General features: G+C 53.4%; 12 protein-coding genes. All 12 read right to left on the bottom strand.

Annotated elements, in window-relative coordinates; all coding sequences use genetic code 11:
• Nucleotides 1-28 precede the first annotated feature (28 nt).
• Entirely contained in the window at nt 29-4,078 is a 4,050-nt protein-coding gene (locus H6585_09700) for a cadherin domain-containing protein (protein MCB9448604.1), read from the bottom strand.
• A gap of 11 nt (nt 4,079-4,089) precedes the next feature.
• Nucleotides 4,090-8,502 (bottom strand): hypothetical protein, encoded by a 4,413-nt coding sequence (locus H6585_09695; protein MCB9448603.1) that lies wholly within the window; start codon nt 8,500-8,502, stop codon nt 4,090-4,092.
• A gap of 71 nt (nt 8,503-8,573) precedes the next feature.
• Complete coding sequence (locus H6585_09690; protein ID MCB9448602.1) at nt 8,574-12,020, bottom strand: helix-hairpin-helix domain-containing protein; 3,447 nt, start codon at nt 12,018-12,020, stop codon at nt 8,574-8,576.
• A gap of 5 nt (nt 12,021-12,025) precedes the next feature.
• Nucleotides 12,026-12,454: a GPW/gp25 family protein gene (locus H6585_09685; GenBank protein MCB9448601.1), complete on the bottom strand. Its 429-nt coding sequence runs from the start codon at nt 12,452-12,454 to the stop codon at nt 12,026-12,028.
• Nucleotides 12,455-12,467: 13 nt separating this feature from the next.
• Nucleotides 12,468-12,746 carry a PAAR domain-containing protein gene (locus H6585_09680; GenBank protein MCB9448600.1) on the bottom strand — a complete coding sequence of 93 codons (279 nt, stop codon included), beginning with the start codon at nt 12,744-12,746 and terminating at the stop codon, nt 12,468-12,470.
• A 28-nt stretch (nt 12,747-12,774) separates the two neighbouring features.
• On the bottom strand, nt 12,775-14,529 hold the full coding sequence (vgrG, locus tag H6585_09675; GenBank protein MCB9448599.1) for a type VI secretion system tip protein VgrG: 1,755 nt from the start codon (nt 14,527-14,529) through the stop codon (nt 12,775-12,777).
• Nucleotides 14,529-15,254, bottom strand: coding sequence for a LysM peptidoglycan-binding domain-containing protein (locus H6585_09670; protein MCB9448598.1), 726 nt, complete (start codon nt 15,252-15,254; stop codon nt 14,529-14,531). The genes vgrG and H6585_09670 overlap by 1 nt, the downstream gene beginning before the upstream one ends.
• Nucleotides 15,254-15,424 carry a hypothetical protein gene (locus tag H6585_09665; GenBank protein MCB9448597.1) on the bottom strand — a complete coding sequence of 57 codons (171 nt, stop codon included), beginning with the start codon at nt 15,422-15,424 and terminating at the stop codon, nt 15,254-15,256. The genes H6585_09670 and H6585_09665 overlap by 1 nt, the downstream gene beginning before the upstream one ends.
• 11 nt (nt 15,425-15,435) lie before the next feature.
• Nucleotides 15,436-15,915 carry a phage tail protein gene (locus tag H6585_09660; protein ID MCB9448596.1) on the bottom strand — a complete coding sequence of 160 codons (480 nt, stop codon included), beginning with the start codon at nt 15,913-15,915 and terminating at the stop codon, nt 15,436-15,438.
• A gap of 37 nt (nt 15,916-15,952) precedes the next feature.
• A complete protein-coding gene (locus tag H6585_09655; protein ID MCB9448595.1) occupies nt 15,953-16,387 on the bottom strand; it encodes a phage tail protein in 435 nt (144 codons plus the stop codon).
• 43 nt (nt 16,388-16,430) lie between these two features.
• Nucleotides 16,431-17,849 carry a phage tail sheath family protein gene (locus H6585_09650; GenBank protein MCB9448594.1) on the bottom strand — a complete coding sequence of 473 codons (1,419 nt, stop codon included), beginning with the start codon at nt 17,847-17,849 and terminating at the stop codon, nt 16,431-16,433.
• A gap of 29 nt (nt 17,850-17,878) precedes the next feature.
• Nucleotides 17,879-19,315, bottom strand: coding sequence for a phage tail sheath family protein (locus H6585_09645; protein MCB9448593.1), 1,437 nt, complete (start codon nt 19,313-19,315; stop codon nt 17,879-17,881).
• Between the last annotated feature and the right edge of the window lie 16 nt (nt 19,316-19,331).

Here is a 19,331-nt window from a genome sequence, read left to right as displayed (position 1 = left end):
GGCATAGGGTTTCACTGGGTTACTGGGTTTATAAGCTAAGCAGTTGGTCAATCAACACGGTCTTTTTGGCTGAGGAATCCAATCCGGCCCGTGTTGCAAGTTCCCTGATCGTTGCGTCGCTGAGCGAAGTCAGTTCCGTTCTGGTCAAGGGTGTGGTTGATATGCTTGACTTGAGTTTGGTCTGGAGGCTGCCACGGGTATCGGTGGCTGCGGTTTTCACTTTGCGTGTTTCCAGCAACAGGTTGAGTTCTTCCGCTGTCAGCAGGTCGAGGTTATCATTCACGAAATTGAGGTTCGCCTTTTGCACCTCGAAATTCACCAGCGGCGTGGAAGCCGTTGCACCTTCATCGTCAACGGCGCGACCGGCCAGGGTATAGGATCCCGGATTCAGGTCGGGCAGGGTGAATACATACTTCTTATCTTCCGTTGTTGCCCCTACCAGTTGTCCGTTCAGGAACACATCCACCCTAACCACCTTGCTATTGTCTGCTGCCTGGAACACGGCATTGATCGGTGCTCCGGCTGCAAAAATGGTTCCTGCTTTCGGTTCAACCAACGTCACGGTCGGCGGTTGGTTGGTGCGGATGATGTTAACGATCACGTTGCCCGTTGCCGCGGCGCCTTTGGTATCGGCCACACGGATGGTAAGCACGAACTGCTGGATATTACCGAAGTTGCTGTTGCTTGCCACCACCAATTGTCCTGTGGAGGCACCAATCTTGAATGCATTGCCGATGTTGCCAGCAGCGATGCTGAAGGTCAGCGGATCACCGTCAGGATCGAACGCCTCCACTGTGTTAACGACCGTTCCCGGTTGGGCCGTAATAAGCACATCAAAGGATTGATCCTGGATCTGCGGGGCTTCATTTTGGAGCACAACGCGTATGGTCAGTATGGCCGTATCGAACAATCCGAATGGATCCGTCACACGTACGCCCATCTGGTAAACACCCTGCTTCATGGCATCGGGGTTGATCACCCGTACCTCTCCGCTTTCCGGATCGATGTTATAAATATCCGTGGCCCCGCTTTCAAACACGTAGGTCAACGGCTCGTTGTCGGGATCGAATGCCACCACGGTACCGATAATGGCGCCTTGTTCCGCCACCGGTTCGGTGAGGATTTCCTGGTTGTCGATAACCGGACCGTTGTTGGCGGCCGGGTGAATGGTGATGGTGCCGCAGCCGTTGTTCTCCTGCCCGGTTGCCGAATACTTGAATGAATACGAATCCTGAATATCCTGGAGCAGTGTAATGGTCATGACTTCTCCCTTGTTACCGATTTCCAGCAGGTTCTGGTCTACATCCGGATCATTGAACAAATAGCCGGGGAAGTTTTCCAGGCTGGCTACCACGGTATCTTCCGCACGCATGGTGAAGTCGAAATCAACCAGCTTCACACACTGGTTGCGCACCAGGATGGTGACGATGCCTTCGTCTGTGAGTTTGTTGCTGATCTTTTCAAGTGTATACCTGAACTTGGCAATACCTGTGAATCCTTCCTCAGGGGTGAAACGGATGTGGCGTTCATCTTCCAATATTTCCACGAAACCGTTCTTGTCCATGGGTTCTACGCGCACCACACGCAGGTTGTAGGTCGACTTCACATCCTCCGCACAGTATTCTTTTTCGAGGTCATACAGTTCATGGTCGTTGAGGACCAGGTCCATTTCAATGGATGTATTGCGGAAGGTATAGCCGTAGTCGGGACGCGCATAGGGCGCCACCTGTATGTTGGCCCTGGCCTGTTCATCGTCGCATACCGGAATGGCATGCTCTTCTCCGCAACAGCGGTAAGGCAGGGCGAAATCCGCCAGCACACGCTGGCTCATTCCCAGGAAGTTTCCGTACAGCACAATGTATGTTCCTCCGGTGGGTGCACCTGCCATGTGCGCGATGCCCGGATGTTTGGCCACGTATTCAGCGAACGTGTAGCTGTGCTTGTTAAACTGCAACGCAAGGTAATACTCCCTTCTGCGGAAGGCATAATAGATGCGGTGCAAGCGGTTGTAGAAGAAATTATCAAAGATCTGCCATACCAGTCGTGTCGCTTCTGCAATCACATCCTGGGCCAGGTTGAGACCGGTCTTTTCATTCACATCGTTTGCAGTTTCATCCACGGCATCCAGTTCAAGGTGTTCGAACACCTTGTCGGTTACATATACAATGGCATCGGCGTAGCGATCTTTCAGTTCTTCGAAATTCTTGGCAAAATCCGGCAGGCACGGAGGGAGTGTGCGGCACAGGAACTCCACGATGCCTTTGTACACTTCCTCGATGATCTTACGCACTTCTTCCGGGATCGGATCTTTGTAATCCGGGTCAGTCTCCTGCAGCATTTTCTCAATGCGCTGGAACAGGTCCCATGCGCCGAGCGCGGTTTTGAACATATCCGCAATCTGGTAGCGGAATGTAACGTAGTCTTCATGCAGGTCGTGGAAACCCTTGTTGTAATCCACCACGCCATCCTTGAGCGCATCGGTGATAACGGGCAGGGTTGCTTCGTTAACACGCACGCCGATCACGTCCATGGGAATGTTGTACTTATAAATTTTCTCTTCAACGGTGTTCAGCACTTCATCCGCCGGCTTACCCAGCCCACCTTCAACCCTGAAGAAATCAAATGCATCCCGGTCGAAAGCCAACGGTTTGCTAACGGGGGTATCCACAGCCGGCCCGCCTGACAGGTCATCGAAGTTGTTCTCATAGCCGAGCAATCCGCCACCCACCTTGCACTTGCGTCTGATTTCGTAGCTCCACAATTCTTCCAACGTACCTTGTGTTCCTTTCTTCTTCACATTGAAATAGTAAGGCATGGCCCGCACGGACAGGTGAGATATCTTCTCGTGGCTGGGGGTGATCTTGATCTTAAGCGGCCCGTAGCTTTCCACGCTGTTCACACGCTTGGTGTTGAACTCCGTTACCATCTTGGCGGCTTTGGAAAAGAGGGATATGGTTTCCTTCAACAATTTTCCTTCCGCGTTGTACACGGGTGTTTGAATAAATTGCTGACGGTATTCACTTGGCGTGCATGATTCGATGACTTCACCCAAAAGCAGGTGTTTCGGAAACCGTTTGTTATCCGGGCAACATTTTGTCAACAGATCGAAAGATACCCGCCTGAACTCGTCATACGTCAGCATCAGGTCTTTCACAAAGTCATAGTAGTATTGAATACCCATGTATTTGGTGGCATCTCCGCTTCCGTCGAACAATGCTTTCCAGGCGGTCACCTGGGTCACCGGATCATTGAAAGGGTTTGTGGAGAATGCATCCTGCAAAACCGGTTGGTATGCATGGTATGCGTCTTTCAATGCCGTCAGCACCGCGGTCACCGGATCGGAGGTTGCGGCAAACAGGATATTTCCATACTGACCGGCTACTTTTCCGAAAGTATTGAAATCGGTAACGGGCGGACTGAAAAGCGGCATCTTAACGGCCACATCCGGCAAGGCATAGCGCTCGGGAAACAGCAAAGTTTCTTCATTCCCGTTCCTTACAAGCACCTTGTTTTCAATGTCGGTTTTGCTGATCAGCAGCTTGCGCAGCGTGAACCTGCGTTCGATACCGATGTCGTCGCAGCTTTTACTGAGGCACGACTTCAGGTCTTTGTCGTAACACTCCAGGAACAAAACAACCACTTTGTCCTTGAGAATCTCCGCATCCATTTGTTCGATGGGCTCCTCGCTGCCGTCATTCTCAAAATCATCGGTCAGGAGTTCCTGAATCACGATGTCCTGCTGCTTGGTGGCAGGGTTCTGGAATGCCGGATAATCCACATAAGGATTCAGCACGAAGTTCCTGTACTTGGTGATGGGGCACCCGCAAAAGCTAATGAGAAAGCCTTCGGATGATATGCCCACACCTTCGGAGATGTAAAGGGTATCCACACCTGTTTCGGCATCCGCCTCCGGCACGAACTTGAGTTCGAGTCCGCACACGATCCCGATTCCGATCAGGCTTGAGCGGGTGAGTCGGCCTTGTTCCTCAAGGTAGGACACCAGCTGGTTGAGCTGGGTGTTGGTGAGCACCTGGTTCTTTTCGAAGATCGGATAGGCATTGTAATTTGTTGCAGCCATGGTTGCGTTATTTATGCATTTCCCAAAATGGAGTTGTTCAGTATGATCGAGTTCTCGGTGGTGGCCGATTCCTCACAGTCGTGCAGCCTGCCTACAGGGTACACGTTGCGTATGCGGCTCATGATATCAATGAGGTTGTTCAGCGCGATGGAGAGTTGCACGGGATCTTTCACATCCCTGGCATTCTCCAGCAACCACCGTTTATACATTTCTTCAAATTCGGCCATGTGGGCGTTGCTCACCCAACAAATGGTAAGGAATATGTGTGCCGGTGCCTCGAGGCGGATCTTGCGTTCGAAGAATTTACGGAAGTCGGCATTGGTAAACCTTCCCTGCCAGTAAGGGAGGATAACACTGGCGATGTAGGTATACGGATTTTCCAGTTGGCAGAAGATGCAGTCGGCATCCAGGTTCACAGGCAGCAGCCTGTCTTCCACGAAACCTTCTTTGGAAGCCAGCACCACTTCGGTATCTGTTCCGGAGATGTTGGTGGTAGTCACTTCGAACTTGCCATCGTTGTTTGCATCCGATGAACCGGTGATATGCAGCACCGTACCTGCATCCATTGTTGTTTCACCTGTAAGTACCACCTTATGTTCGGCAGCAACTACATGATCCACGGGCAGGGTCACATGATAACTCATGTTGCCCTTGGGTTCGGTGATGGTTTCTTCCACGCTCTGGCTCACCTTCACTTCGGTGAGGTCGTCGCCGGGTACATATGTGGCTGACGTTACGGTATAACCGTCGTCGTTATCGCCCATGCCGGTCACCTGGATGGTAAGCCCGGCCATGATTTCATTTGTCGCATCGCCGGCCACCCTGAATATCTTGGTGGATTTCACGCACGACAGGATCGGGCGGATCCTTTCAAAGAAGGCCACACCTTCAACGGCCAGTCCTTCAATGAGTGTTTCGTCGGTCAGCGGGATGAAATGCCAACCGTGTACTTTCGGGCGAAGCAGGATGTGTTCCACCAGGTGGAATCCTTCGTTGCTGAAAAACACCTTCTTAAAAAAGTCAACGAGGTCTTGCAACGCCTTGCCGTCCAATCCGCCGTACACCGTCACCTTCGATCCGGTGATCTTATAGATATTGAATGCTTTCGGGTAAGAAAGGGTACCGTCGCTGTTGGACGAACCCAACGTTTCCTTCACGGTAATGGTGGTATCGGTTCCGTCGAATGCAACCTCCCTAATCTGGTATGTTCCGTTGTTGTATCCGGAGCCATCGATGGTAACCTCATCCACATTGTAGAGTACGGTGGTATAATCTCCGCTTATCACAAAGGCGTTGTTGCCGGTGTCTGCGGTAAAGGCAATGGCATCGGTGTAGGTGAGGATACCACCGGTTGTGGTAGCCGGCATAGCCGCCGGCATTTGCAGGTGCACGTAGGGTCCATCCGCTGATGCGGATGTAAACGCATGAAGCCCGTCGTTTGCACCTGCACCTGCAATCAACACTTCCTGTGTGGTAAGTGCATTGAAGGCATCTGCGGCGGCATCGTTGAAATCAAATTCCTCGCTGGCTCCGAGTTCTCCGCCGAGGCGTCCGGTCAGCAGCAGGCGATAAGGTGAGGTGAAGGGTGTTTCGGGTGGGTCGAAGGAATACTGGTCAGCCAGCACACCGTTGCTCACCACATCCCAGATAAAATCAACAGCACGCTCCTGTGCTACGTTCTCCACTTCCAGTTGCGTCATGCCTTCTTCCGCTTCACCTTCGTAGGTGCCGGTCATGATTACATCACCGGGGTCGGTTGAGAAAGCTTCGCTATGCAGTTTATAAGAGATGGTATATGTGGGAATGGTGGGCACCATATCCACGGTGATGTCCACTTCAAAATAGTTGTCTACCGGTGCGGTGAGGTTGTTGCGGTTCGACTCGGGGTTGAAATAAAACTCGTTTTCAATCACAGCCATGGCTGCAGCGATGTCAGCTTCCGCTGCCGCAACATCCGCATAATCGGTTTTCTTGCTTTTCGCGATCACCCCTTCATCGCAAGACAGGGTGAAGGAGATGGCGCCCGGGCTTCCGGAAATTTCATAACGCTCTTTCACCACGCCGTTGATCAGCACTTCTTCCAGGGCCAGGGCAGCTGCATCCCTGTCTGAAAACGGGTATGCGGTGGGGGCTGTCATCAGCACCGGACTTCCGATGGTGAAGCCGTAGTTGGAACCATTGGTGGTGATCTCGAATGGTGCGCTGAACTGGAGTTCGCTGGCAAAACGGTCGTCTACACCTACCGTAAGCGCCGCACGTTTCTCCAGTCCCGATTTGTTTTCGATGTGCCAGAGTTTGCAAGGTTCACGGTAGTTGAAGGCGGTATGGCGACCGGCACTGATCTCGGGATAGTGATTAAGAAACGTCAGCTTATCCTGCAACAGGTCTCGCCCTCCTTCCAGTCCGGCCAGGCGGTAAGTAAGCGTAGCGTAGTCGGTGAATTGTTCTGCGAAACGCGCCATCAGGTGGTTCAGGAACTTGTTGCGGCGAGCAACGAATGCCTCTTCCGTTTCGGTGATGGCATCCAGGTGTTCCGGATGTGTATCAATGTCGACATACAACGGATCGGCATTGGGCACGATGTCTTTCAGCACCTGCGTGAAATAGGTGCGGTTGATGATGTACTTTCCCTCTTCATCCTTTTCCGCGTTCATTGAGAAGAGGTCTTTCACATGGGCCAGTTGCGCCAGATAATCAGCGAACAGCTGATCGAAGAACATCAGGAAGCCCTTGAGCTGTTTGGCTTGCGCCTTGCGTTCGTCGCTGGCTTCCGACGGGAGACCTTCCGAACCGATGCCGTATGTAATGGGGAATTCTTCCTGGATGCTGGTATAGTCTTCCAGTTGCAGGTATTGACCGTAGGGAACCTTCAGGTCCAGCACCGGGTTCTGTATTTTTTGTGAAGCCTGTCCTTCCTGCAGTTCGGCGATGCGTTCATCCACCTCGGTCTGGTCGGCCTGGTAAGGAAGTTGGTCTTTATAATAGGTCACCTTCGAATCGGTCACCGACAGGCGTGGGATGTAGTTGTATTCGAGGGCCAGGTCCAGGCACCACTTCACGCTCTTCGAAGGAATGTTGTCATCGTTGTCCTGCGGGAAGTTGGCGATCTCGATCTTGCGAACGGCCACTACACCTTCCACGTCCATGATGATCTGGATGAGGTCGGATACGTGGATCACATCGCGGCGATCGGCGGCGATCACATCTTCATCCAACAGGAAGCCGTGGTTCAGGAGCGGGCCTTCATAAATATCTTCCACCGGTATGCCCTGGTCAAGCATTTCCTGGAGGGAATAGTAGGGCACGGTGGGCGACAGGAACCGTCCGATGTGGTAATAGATTTGTGCCTGCACTTCCTCCACATCCGCTTCGAGTTCCAGTTCTATATCAGCGCACAGCGCGATCTCCTCAATCTTCAACGCCTGAAACTTGTAGTAATCTTCACACAGGTTCCGGTTGGCGTGCAGGGTGGCCTTCACGGCAGCCAGGATCTTCAATATCTTGGCCACCTTCTTCTGGTAGCGCACGATGAGGCCGTCGGTATTGTTGTAGATAAAATCGTTCAGGTCGGCAGAAACCAGCACCATTTCCGGCACATCTTCCGGATCGGGCGTACCCGGCTTGGTGGCTTTCAGCACAACCGTTTTATCATCTTCTATTTTGTAAGAGAATTCGTAGCGACGGGGTTTGTGGTGAAACTGAACGGTGATGTTCTGAATGCCGTTCCGGATGCTATCAAGGTCTTGCCAGTCGATGCCTTCCTCATCCCACCGAGGGAAGTCCACCTCCACTTTCACGACCAGGCCTTCCAGTTTTTCATCTGCGGAATCCAGCACCGTGAAGCTGTCGGTCAGTTCATTTTCGTTGAGGTCGCCATAGGTGTCGCATGATTCGAATTCCAGCAACACGTTGTAAAGCGGCTTGATGGCAAGCGGCGCCTTGGCGGGATTCGACGGCGGTGGTTCGTAGCTCAGGATACTTTCATTGGTGTGCGCATACACCGGAAACTCATTGGTGTCGGAGATGCTGACCCATGCATTCTTCACGCCCACGAATTCACATCCTCCGTCGCCGGCGTCATAGACCGACACATCCATGATCACCTTGCGGATATCGGTGATGGTCAGCGGTCGCACCGGCAGGATTTTCGCAGCGGTGAAGAAGTTCAGGATGTCCTGCTTGTCCGGATCGGTGGGATCCTGGGCGATGATATCCCGGATGTCCTGGTTCACGCGATATCCAAGATCGGTAATGGCGTAGGCCAGTACTTCAAGGATGGTGACACCGGGATCATGCGTGTTGTAATCCGTCCAGATCTTTCCTGCCAGTTCCTGTACATGCTGTATGCCGAGGTCCCGGAGGGGGGTATACTGCATACTGGCCAGTTCAGGTAGTTGCTTTGATATTTTGATCGACTCTTCCACGGGGGTGAGCGTTGTTTGTTTTTATATCAATATGAGGCCGACCGGGTCATTGCCTCTTTATATTCCATTCACTAGTCACATCCGCAAGGGTCGGATGCCATTTCCTTCACACCGAACACTTCATTGTCATCACATCCGCAGATCTCACTTTCCAGCACATGCAGGATATGATCATTCGCCGACCCCAGCACCGACCCCAGCGTGGTGGCGCGGGCTTCGCTGCGATCCACGGTCGGATCTATCGCCGGGTTGTTGGGCACGATGTGGTACATCTTGAAACACGTCACGTAGTCGACATACGAGCGCTCTTCCACAAAATTCAGGATCATGGATTTGTGGATGCGGCCGCCGAAGGTGATTTCCGAACTGTCTGCATAGGCCCAGGGCGACAGGAACGACTTGATCTCGTCGTTCAGCACTTCCTGGTAATAACCATTATCAATACCGTCGATGAACTTCACATTCATCTCCACCTGTATCTCTTCATACAGCGGATTTCGCACGTGCAATTCAGGGCATTCGGCTTTCAAACCCGTCAGGTATTGCTCGATCTCCGTCAGCGTAATCAGGCTTGTTTTCGGTTTCAGCGGATCCACCGCATTCCTGTTGATGACGTTCGGTATCACGATCAGCGACACATGACCGGGAGCGATCTCATCATAGTCGGAAAGGGTTCCGTTGAAGATGGTATGATTGAGGCATTTCACCTTGTATACCGACGGGAACTTGGCAAGCGTCAGGCGCTCGTAATCCCATATGGTTACCGCGCGGTGTTTGTGCCTGAGGCGTTCACTGACACGCGTATAAAATGCTTCGCTGGTTTCCTGAAGTTTGCCGCCAAAGGAACTGAAGGGCTGCGTCACGGTATCAATCGCCGAATCACTTTCCTTGAGCTTCTTGATGGTCTCGGCGGGCAGTGCGGTTGCCAGGTGTTGCGGATCGTTATCCTGGTCTGTGAACGTAGCGGTCACGGCTTGCGCCATGATGTCTACCAGGTCTGAGATGGCGGGTGTATCTTTTTGCACGGTGGCGCGCAACCACACTTTTCCGCTGCCCAGCATTTCCTGGGTGACGCTTGCATCTTTCGGTACATTGAACTCGATGATGCCCGATGTGAGCAATTGGTTGGTGGAGTCTGTCAGGATCTTGCGTTGGTCGAATTCCGTCCATGTATTTCCTGACGTCAGATAACTCCACGTTACATCCTGTTGCAGGTAATCGGGATCGGCACTTCCCTCGGCCACCTGAAAAAGGAGCGATAGGTTGCGGCCGCCCGTGAAGGATTCGATGCCGATGTACAGGTTGCCTTCCGCGTCGAACACGGGCAGCAGGTTGTTGGTTTTTTCGCGCGTATCCGCTTCCGCTACGCCGAACGGGTATACATAGAAGTACTGATCCACGCGTTCGTCGTATGCATCCTCACCCATGCCTGTCAGGTCCAGTTCCACGGTGGAGGTATAGTCCAGCGCCAGTTCCTTGATCGTGGGCGTATAAGGTTCGTTGGGCAGGTTGGGCGTGGTGGCAGGATCCGCCGTAACCGCTGCCAGTACCTGCTGGGTATAAGATGTGGAGTAGTCTTTGTGACCGAAATTGGCACCCTTCATCCGCATCCGCAGAAATCCTTTCTGTGTGGTGGTATTGAGTGTGGTGAGGACTTCCATTTCCGGATCCCTGTTCACATCACCCAGTGACCCTGTTGCCCCGGTATTATCTACCGAGAGGAAGATCTCATTTTCGGGATTGATGATTTCCGTGTTCGTGTCATTGTCGAACAGCTGGTAGAGGGTTCCGGCTTTCACGGGCACCCATTCCTTCTCATCCAGGATGGAGATCTCTGTTTTGAAGGCGGTGTTCTGCCGGGTGCCGGCTCCCACGGTGTAATAATTATAGTAAGTACCGAAGCTTTCATTTTCGGGCAGTTCATGCCACTGGATGTGAATGCTCAGGTTGTCGAGGTTTTTCTGGAAGATCTCCTGGTTACCGATGTAGAAGGCCGAATCGATCACGGGTCGGTTTCCAAATGGCTGGAAAGGTTTGGCCGGATCCAGCTTGGCGGCATCGTTCTGAAGGATGTTGGTTTTAACGTTGTACACATTCACCGTAACGGTGGCATTGGTCACGTCGAGGTCTTTCAGGTATTTGTATGCGTACGGGTCGCCGGGGTATTCCTTGTTCACGGTCACCTTCATCACGGGCCATCCGGTTTTGAAGGGATCCAGCAACACTTCCTCGTTGTAGGCAACCACAGCGGGCTGACTTTCCTCCAGGGTGCGGATGATGGTGATGGTGTTCTTATCCGGATCGAAGATGGTGGCATTGGACACGGTGCGGAACGTATAGGCCAGGTCGTTGATCTTATCCACGCCCATGCCTTTTACATCGCGGAGTTGCTGCAGGGTTTTATAGGGTCCGTTGGCCGTGCGTGTATCCACGATTCGTTTGGCCACCAATACACCGATGTCATAGTCGTCGATCTGGTCACCGTAGCCGGTGTTGGGGTCATCCTCCACTTCTGTAGCAATGGCATCGATGCCACTGCCATTCACAAAGGCGAGGATCTTCTCCACCACTTCGGCGGGGAACTGTCCTTCCTGCACCACGTCTTCTCCTTCGGGTGATATCCACTCCTCCTCACCGCTGAACACCACATCAAATACCTGGTCGGCATAGGGTGGTACTTTTCCTATCGGCGTGGTCGGACTCACCTGCAGGGTCACCGTAACGGTCCGCCTTCCTTCTGCGAGGAGCAGGTTGGGCGAAGCGATGGCGAAGCCCACGTCTGCCTGGGCGCGATCGGTGTTACCGAACGTTTCCCAGCTCATGTCTTCGCTTTCGATCTCTGCACCTTCACCGTCGGCCGAGTTGGCAACGGGCGATGCGTACAGGCGGTGGTTGCCGTTGATATCCGCAAATACGGATTTGATCTCCGACACGGCACCGTGGTTCACCACGAGTTCATCGTCGGTGAGGTAAGTCAAGGGTTGACCGCTGTCGTCTTTTCCTGCTTTAAGTGCGGTACCTTCTTTAACGGCGTGTGATGTTTTCACATGTCGTGCCAGCTCGAAGATGAGGAACACCTGGTCGGCTTCGGCGGGTTGTTCCTTGAGGCGCAGTACATCCTTATAATAGAAATCAAGGTGTCGCTTGGTGATGGTGTTGAGGTCGTCCTGGGCTTTTCTGAACAACCACAGGAAAGCGATGAAGAGTGCGAAGTGCGGTTGCACGTATCCGCCTTTCTTTGCGATGTAATCGAGAAAATTCTCTTCGTCGGTGCGGGTCTCATCCAGCAGGATATCCAGGTCGGGATCGCTGTTGAAGAAATCCTGCCAGTCTCCCTGGTTGGTTCCGTCCAGCGCCACATAGTTGATCTCGGCGGCATAGTTTTGTGCGAATGTGATGAGGTCGCGCATGCTGCGTTCATCCACCGCCACGTATGACGGCAGCAGTGACTTCAGCAGGCGCTGTGCCTGGCTGGTGCCGTCGCGTTCGATCAGGGCTTTATTTTCACAGGTTTCCATAACGGTCACAAATCAGTCCCTTCGCTGAAATAGAAAGGATAGACCATGTTGGTGCGTGTATTGGTTGCGATGATGGTATAGTCCAGTTGGATGAGGATATACCCTTCTTCGGGATCTTGCTGATAGTTGACATCATTCACTGTCACCCGCGGTTCGTGAAACAGGATGGCGCGTTTGATGTCTTCTGTGAGACGGGATGCGGAATTCACGCGGAGGGGTTCGAAGATCCGGTCCTGCAGGTTGGCGCCGTAATCGGGGCGCATCACCCGTTCACCACGGATGGTGGTGAGGAGGATTTCCAGGCTCTCGCGGATGTCCTGTTCATCTTCCGACATCTCCGCCGACCGGCTCTCCTTGTTGAAGGTCACGGGCCAGGCCCATCCCCTTCCCAGGAAGCTGTTCAGTTGGTCGGTATCCACATTGGTCTCTGGCATGGCATTCTTTCTCTTAACCGATCATAACGGTTGGTTCGCCCACGGCAGCTGAAGCGCCGCAAATACAAACATCGCCCACACGGATGGCCGGTTTTCCACCGATCAATACTGTTGTGCTGCCCATGGGAAAAGGACTTGCTGTCGGCTGATGTGCATTCGGCGGCAGTGAGCACACGTGGTTATCTCCTGCCACACACGCCGGCATGCCACCAATCAATACGGTGGGAGCACCCGGCCCCACGATGGTTCCTCCGTGGTTGGTGGTGTCTGTTACGCGGGCTGCAGCTGGCATAGACGATTGTTATGATTCGTATTCAACATTAATTGATCTGCACGATGGAACCTTTGACAACCGTTTGTGCGCTGGACGATATTTCCGCCCCGGCGCTGCCTTCCGCCTTGAAGCTGGCATTGGCTTTCACGGTTACATTGGTGCCTTCGATGTTCACGTCGCCTGAAGCTTTCAGGTTCAGGTCTTTTGCGCTCTCTATCACGACCCCGTCGGAACTCAGGGTCACTTTGTTCCCATTCTCATCTTCGAATTGGATGCCACCCTCGTCGTCGGACAACAGGAGTTTATTCCCGTTAGGGGTTTCCAGGGTGATGCTCAGCTTGTCGTCATTGAAGGTGAGTTTCAGCTCACCGCGGGTAACGAAGCCCTTTTCGTTGTTTTCCTCTTCGGGGTCGATGGGAGAAGGTTTGGCGCTGCTATGCAGCATGCCAAGGATAATCGGATCCCTGGGATCATCATTCAGAAAGCCCACGATCACTTCGTCTTCCACTTCGGGGCGGAAGACCATGCCGCGGCTGTCACCGGCATCGGGAGACACCATCCGTGCCCACACCCCGTCATGTTCGGGGTCTACGACCGGAAGGCGAACCCTGATGCGGAACTCTCCGTCGGGATCCTCATGTATATTGGTCACAATTCCCACCTGGAGCCCGTGCACGGGTGGCAGCAGGCCGCCTGCGGGTTTTGCGATGATGTCGTTGTATTTGTCGGCAAACCATTCCTGGTCCAGTCCGAACTCAAGATGCGTAAACCAGGTAGAACCGGCAGCGATGTCATGCACCACGGAAGACACAAATGCGGGGCCGTTGAACCTTCCGCCTAGGCCTTCCAGGTTGATCACATGACCGGGTTTCACGTCACTGAAACCGACGATTTTCACGCGGCCTTTCACCTTGGCGAGACGGCTCTTCAGCAGTTTGGCATCGGCCCAGGCTTTCAGTTCGGTGTCTTCCACCTTGCCGGTGTGTTGTTGCAGGAGTGTTTCCACGCCCAGTACATCCGACAGGTCGGATGTGGTGAAATCACCTTGTTCATCGAGTCCGGGATCTTCCCCCTCTTCCTCGATCATTTCCTGCTTGCTGTAGTCCCACGATTTGCTGGTGGATGCCGCAAGCTGATCACGGGCATCCATGGCAGCTTCGAACTCCATGATGTTGTGTCCGTATCCCAGGTTCACGATGGGTTCCTGCGAAAGGTCGGGGGCTTTCACGGCCAGTTGACCGTCGTCTGCGAACACGAGCAGGCCGTTCACTTCGGCGCGGGACACCACAAAATCCCAGTCGGTCACATAGTACTGCACCATTTCCTTGTGGGTCACGGATGTACTTTCCACGTCGGTTTGCAGTCCGTATGCACCGGCCAGTTCCTCGATGATATCGCTGTCTTTTACTTCCTCGAAATACTTGTTTTTTCGTCCCACGGTCATCTTCACCGCATTGTCGCGAAGGTCAATCACGAGCAGCGGTGTTTTGTTTTCGAGGGTTTTGATGCCGTGTTTGATGATGACACCTTTGAAGATGGTGTCTTCGATGTTGTGGTAACCGCCTTTCACTTCCACTTCTTTTCCCGGCACGAACACATCACCGCTGCTGTTCTCAAAATCTTCCAGCGCCACGCTGCCGTCTGCAAGCATGATGCGGGCCTTGGGAATCTTGTTTACGGCCTTGGAGACCATGATGGAGATCAGACCGTATTGTCCGCCTATGTCCTCTCCGTCCACCAGCACCTTGAAGGTGGGCAGATCGGTTGCGGCCTGGGTCGGTATGGTGAGTGTTTCTGGCATCAGGAGGTTTTGTCTATGGGTGGCAGGATCAGCCGTTGACCCACTTTGAGGTTGCGAAAGTTGACCAGTTTGTTCACCCTTGCAATCTCCAGGTATAAAGCGGGGTCGCCGTAGATCTTTTTGGCGATGCGCGGCAGTGTATCGCCTGCATTCACCAGCCGGTAGTGGGTAAGGTCGGGAGAGGACTTCCTGTCCTGCGCTGCCTGTTCCTGCAGGGATGTGTGTTTGCGGAACGTGCAGTTGACGGTGGACCGGATCGGGTTTCCGTCGAGGTTGAACAGTTTGTGGGTGACCGTTGCCGTTTCCAGCAGTCCGCGGAATTCAAACGCACCCCAACGCAACTTCAGGAAGTTGGGCTGGTGGGTATCGCCGGAGCGTGTATATGTCACGCCGATAAAATCGCGGATGGCGTTGTCGGTCTGCTTGTCCTTCAGCACCTGATCGGCGATGTTGGACGTACCTGAAACGGACGCGCCGGTGGCATCGAACAGGAACTCGAACGTTACGCTTTCGGGCTCGGTATGGGTGAACACCAGCGTGCCGGTGTTGCCCTGCGTGGTGGGGCGTTCGTAATTGTTCCGGAACTCCTGGCTGTACGTATTGGGGTTGTACATCACCTGGAAGGTGGCCACCTCATCGCCATCGTTGTACTCCTCATCGGGGTACGCGTCGATGGTCATTTTGGCGAGGCCATCCAGTTCGCTGAATATGTCGGTCAGGGCCATTACCTCTCGTTCTTGTTTTCTTTCAACACTTCGAGCACTTCATTCACGATGTCTTCCAGTTTCCTGTCGCGCCGGTCATTGCCCGAGGGTGCGGCATCGCCTTCTTTCTTGCGCTGGCTGGCGTTGTCAACCACCGCTTTGATCACGAGTTCGCGGATTTCAATGGGCATGTTCGGTGCGATTAGAACGGCAGCAGATCGGTGGGATCAATGCGCCGGAAATACTGGTAAGAAAACTCTACGGTCTCAATGAGTATCTGCGCGTCGGTTGCATTCAACTCGGCGATCTGCCACTTCACGGGGTAAGCCTGGATGAAGTTCCAGGCCTGCAACGGAATGTGGTCGCCGTTCAGCAATACAACGGTGATATCCGAAGGTTCGAATGAGAAGTTCTCGGTGCTTTCCTTGAACCATTGCATCAACTGGGACCCGATGAGGAGTCCACGTTTCATGACCAGGTTCTGGTAAGTCGCCGGTTGCGGCAACCGATGTTTGAAACGGTTTTCGCCACCTTCATGATACTCTTCCGTAGAAATATCGGCATTGATCCCGCTGACCTCTTTGAAGCCGAGATCGGGAATTCCGATGTACTTGGGGTTGAGAAGCAACCCTTCAAAGCGTACCAGAAAGTGAAAACCTACGGGTGGATCAAACAGTGGCATGCCGCCTCCTTTCCTTCATCATTCTTCAACCGGTGGATTACGCAAATTCGATTGTCAGACCTTCGTGCTGGAGCTCGATGGATTCAACGGCCACTTCGTTGCCGGTTGAGTTCAGGCTGGGTCCTTCCACCTTTGAAGGCCATGCATCTTTCACTTTCCAGGTTACGATGGGGGCGTGCTCTTCATTCAGCAGGCTGATGGTGAGATCGCGTCTTTCGATGCTGTTCAGCTTAACGGTGTTGAGCCATTGGAAGAATTCATTGTCGCCCTGGAAAATACCACGCTTGAGGGTGATGGCGGAATACTTCGGGATGCCCGGCATTTTGGTCACCTGATATTCCAGTGATGAACCTTCGCGGTAGTCGATGGATTGCAGTTCGATCGACAGGCCTGACACTTCAGTGAAGCCGATTCGTTGGCCACCCCATTCTACCTGAAAATGGAAGGCGGTAACTGGATAATTGATTGCCATAATATTGCTGTTTAATGGATTTGAAAAAGTGGGTTTTTAGTTCTTATGATTGTTGCAGTTTGTGCGAGAATTTCAGCACGATGAATTCAGCCGGGCGCACAGCGGCGAGGCCGATCTCGATGTTCATGCGTCCTTCCAGGATGTCTTGCGCCGACATGGTCACGCCAAGACCTACCTTCACAAAGTACGCCTGATCGGGTTTGGCACCGGCGAGGGCACCGTCTCTCCACAGTTTGGAAAGGAAATTCTCGATCATGGTTTTCACGCGCAGCCAGGTGTTGGCATCGTTCGGTTCGAACACGGAAAACTCCGTTGCCTTCTTCACCGACTCTTCCACGAAAATGAAAAGGCGACGAACGGGCACATAGCGCCATTCGTTGTCGTTACCTGCCAGTGTGCGGGCGCCCCATACCAGGGTTCCTTTGCCGGGGAATGCGCGCAAAGCGTTGACGGATTTTCCCGAGGTGGCATCCACGTTCAGGCTCTCCTGCTGTTCTTTGGTGATCTTGATGGTTGGACCTACCACGGCGAACACTCCCACGTTGGCGGGTGCTTTCCACACACCGCGATCGTTATCTACACGTGCATAGATACCCGCCATGGCCGGAGATGGCGGCAGGGTCACCTGCAAGGCTGCCAGCTTGGCGATGATGGCACGGTAAACGTCCGGGTTGGAAGCTTTGATCGCTGCTACGGTATCTCCGTCGAGTGCACCTGTATTGGCAGGATTCACTTCGTTATGGGCAACAGTCAGCAGGCTTTCATCATAGCCATAAGACAGGGTTGTTTTCAGGTAAGGATAATAAACCGCACCATACTTCAGGTTATCGGAACTGATGCCTGAATTGCGGAAAGCCGTTCCGTCTGCGAAGGGATCACCGGTCTCGCTTTTGTAATCCATGATCACAAAGCGGTCTTTCAGTTTCTCGCATTGCGCCAGGGCTGCATCATACACATCCTTGTAGTTGGCCACGGTCGAATGATCCGGGAACACGTACAAGGTGGGTTCGTCGATCTTCTCGATGTCGGTCAGGCCGTTCATCAGTTTCGACTTGGCCACATTCACGGTTGAGCCGGAATAGTCGCCCACGCTCACGATGTAACACGGACCGCCGCCGTTGGCAAAGAAATGCTGCAGTGCATAGTACATTTTAAATGCAGATGCCGTACCCACGGTGGCCGTGATGGTGCGGTTCACCACTTCGGCACCGCCGTCCATGTCATCTTCGATGGTGACAGTGATCGCGGCATCCTCGGAGAAGGGGCCTCCGAAGTATTGCACATATTCGAGCATGTTGGTGATGCGGGTCGGCACGCGGTCGAGCGCACCGGCCACACCGTTCTTGTCGGCGACCTCGGTACAACCGATGAAAGCCGGTATTGCTGTTTCAACCGCCGCAACCGAAGGCGGCAGGGTACTCACCTCTTCGATGTAAACGCCGGGGGTTTTTGGGAAAGCCATAATGGATTGTTTTTATAGATGAGTAGCTATTATGATTCCTGTAATTTGTGAGAGAACTTCAGGATGATGAACTCCGCCGGACGAACGGCAGCCATACCGATCTCCACGTTCATGCGTCCTTCCAGGATGTCCACCGGTGTCATGGTTTCTCCCAGTCCGACATTCACATAAAATGCCTGTTCGGGCTTGGCACCGGCCAGGGCGCCTTCGCGCCACAGCTTCACGAGGAAGTTCTCGATCATGCCTTTCACACGTTTCCATGTGTTTGCATCGTTGGGTTCGAACACCGAGAATTCGGTGGCTTTTTTCACAGACTCTTCCACGAAAATGAAGAGGCGGCGAACGGGCACATAGCGCCACTCGTTGTCGTTACCTGCCAGCGTACGTGATCCCCAGACGAGGATGCCTTTTCCGGCGAATGTGCGGATGGCATTGATGGACTTACCGCTGACGGCGTTCACGTTCAGGTTTTCCTGCTCTTCGGCGGAAACCACTACGCTGGGTTGAACTACATTGCGTATGCTCACATTTGCAGGTGCTTTCCATACACCCCGCTCACGATCCACGCGGGCATAGATACCGGCGATGGATGTTCCGGGAGAGAGCTGCACCTTGGCCTGCTTGCTGATCTCGGATTTGATCACGTTGTATATTGCCAGGTTGGTGTTGGCACCTGCGCTGTCCAGGTCATCCAGCGCAAGGCCGTCGAATGCACCCGGAGGGTTGGTGTTGCCATCTTCCGTGGTGTGAGTGATGGTTACATCCGCATCGGCGTATTCAACGATGATGGACGAATTGAGATAGGGGTGGTACACCGCACCGTATTTCAGGTTGTCGGTACCAAGTGTGTTGGATGCATCCACCGTGGCCGCATCATTGGCATGTGCGTCAATGATGGTGAAGCGGTCTTGCAGCAGGGCACATTGGGAAAGCATCTGTTGTGCCATTTCGTAGTGATCGTCGGCATCAAGTCCTTCCGATGTTTCGGGCATCAGGAGAAGCGTGGCCTCATCTACTTTCTTGATGGCGGCCAGTCCGTCTTCAAAATCATCCTTGCTGAATGCAGCCACCGGGAACGCAAATGGTTCCGGGTTGATGGAAACGATCCAGCACGGACCGCCGCCGTTGGCAAAGTACATTTGCAGGGCATAGTACATGTTGTGGGTGGAAGGTGCCGACTGGCTCACGTTGATCACCCTGCTGATGAGGGTGCCGCCGGGACCTGATAGTTTGTCCTGGATGGTCACGTCCAGTGCTTCGGATTCGCCGCCGCCGAAGATCTCTTCGTATTCGGGGAAAGAAGTGATGCGGACCGGAACATTGGGGGCAAGCGTTTTGCCATCCTTCACCCTGCGCTCGGTATAACCGATGAACGCGGGTATGGCCGTGGCCACCGGAGCGACCGATGCCGGTAGTTTTGAGATTTCCTGGATGTATACCCCAGGGGTTTTGATTACTGTTGCCATGTGGATTTAGTTTGCA

The organism is Flavobacteriales bacterium, assembly GCA_020635855.1.
Taxonomy (GTDB): Bacteria; Bacteroidota; Bacteroidia; order JACJYZ01; family JACJYZ01; genus JACJYZ01.
The sequence above is the reverse complement of the archived record's forward strand: the minus strand, read 5'-3'. Positions and strand labels throughout refer to the sequence as shown.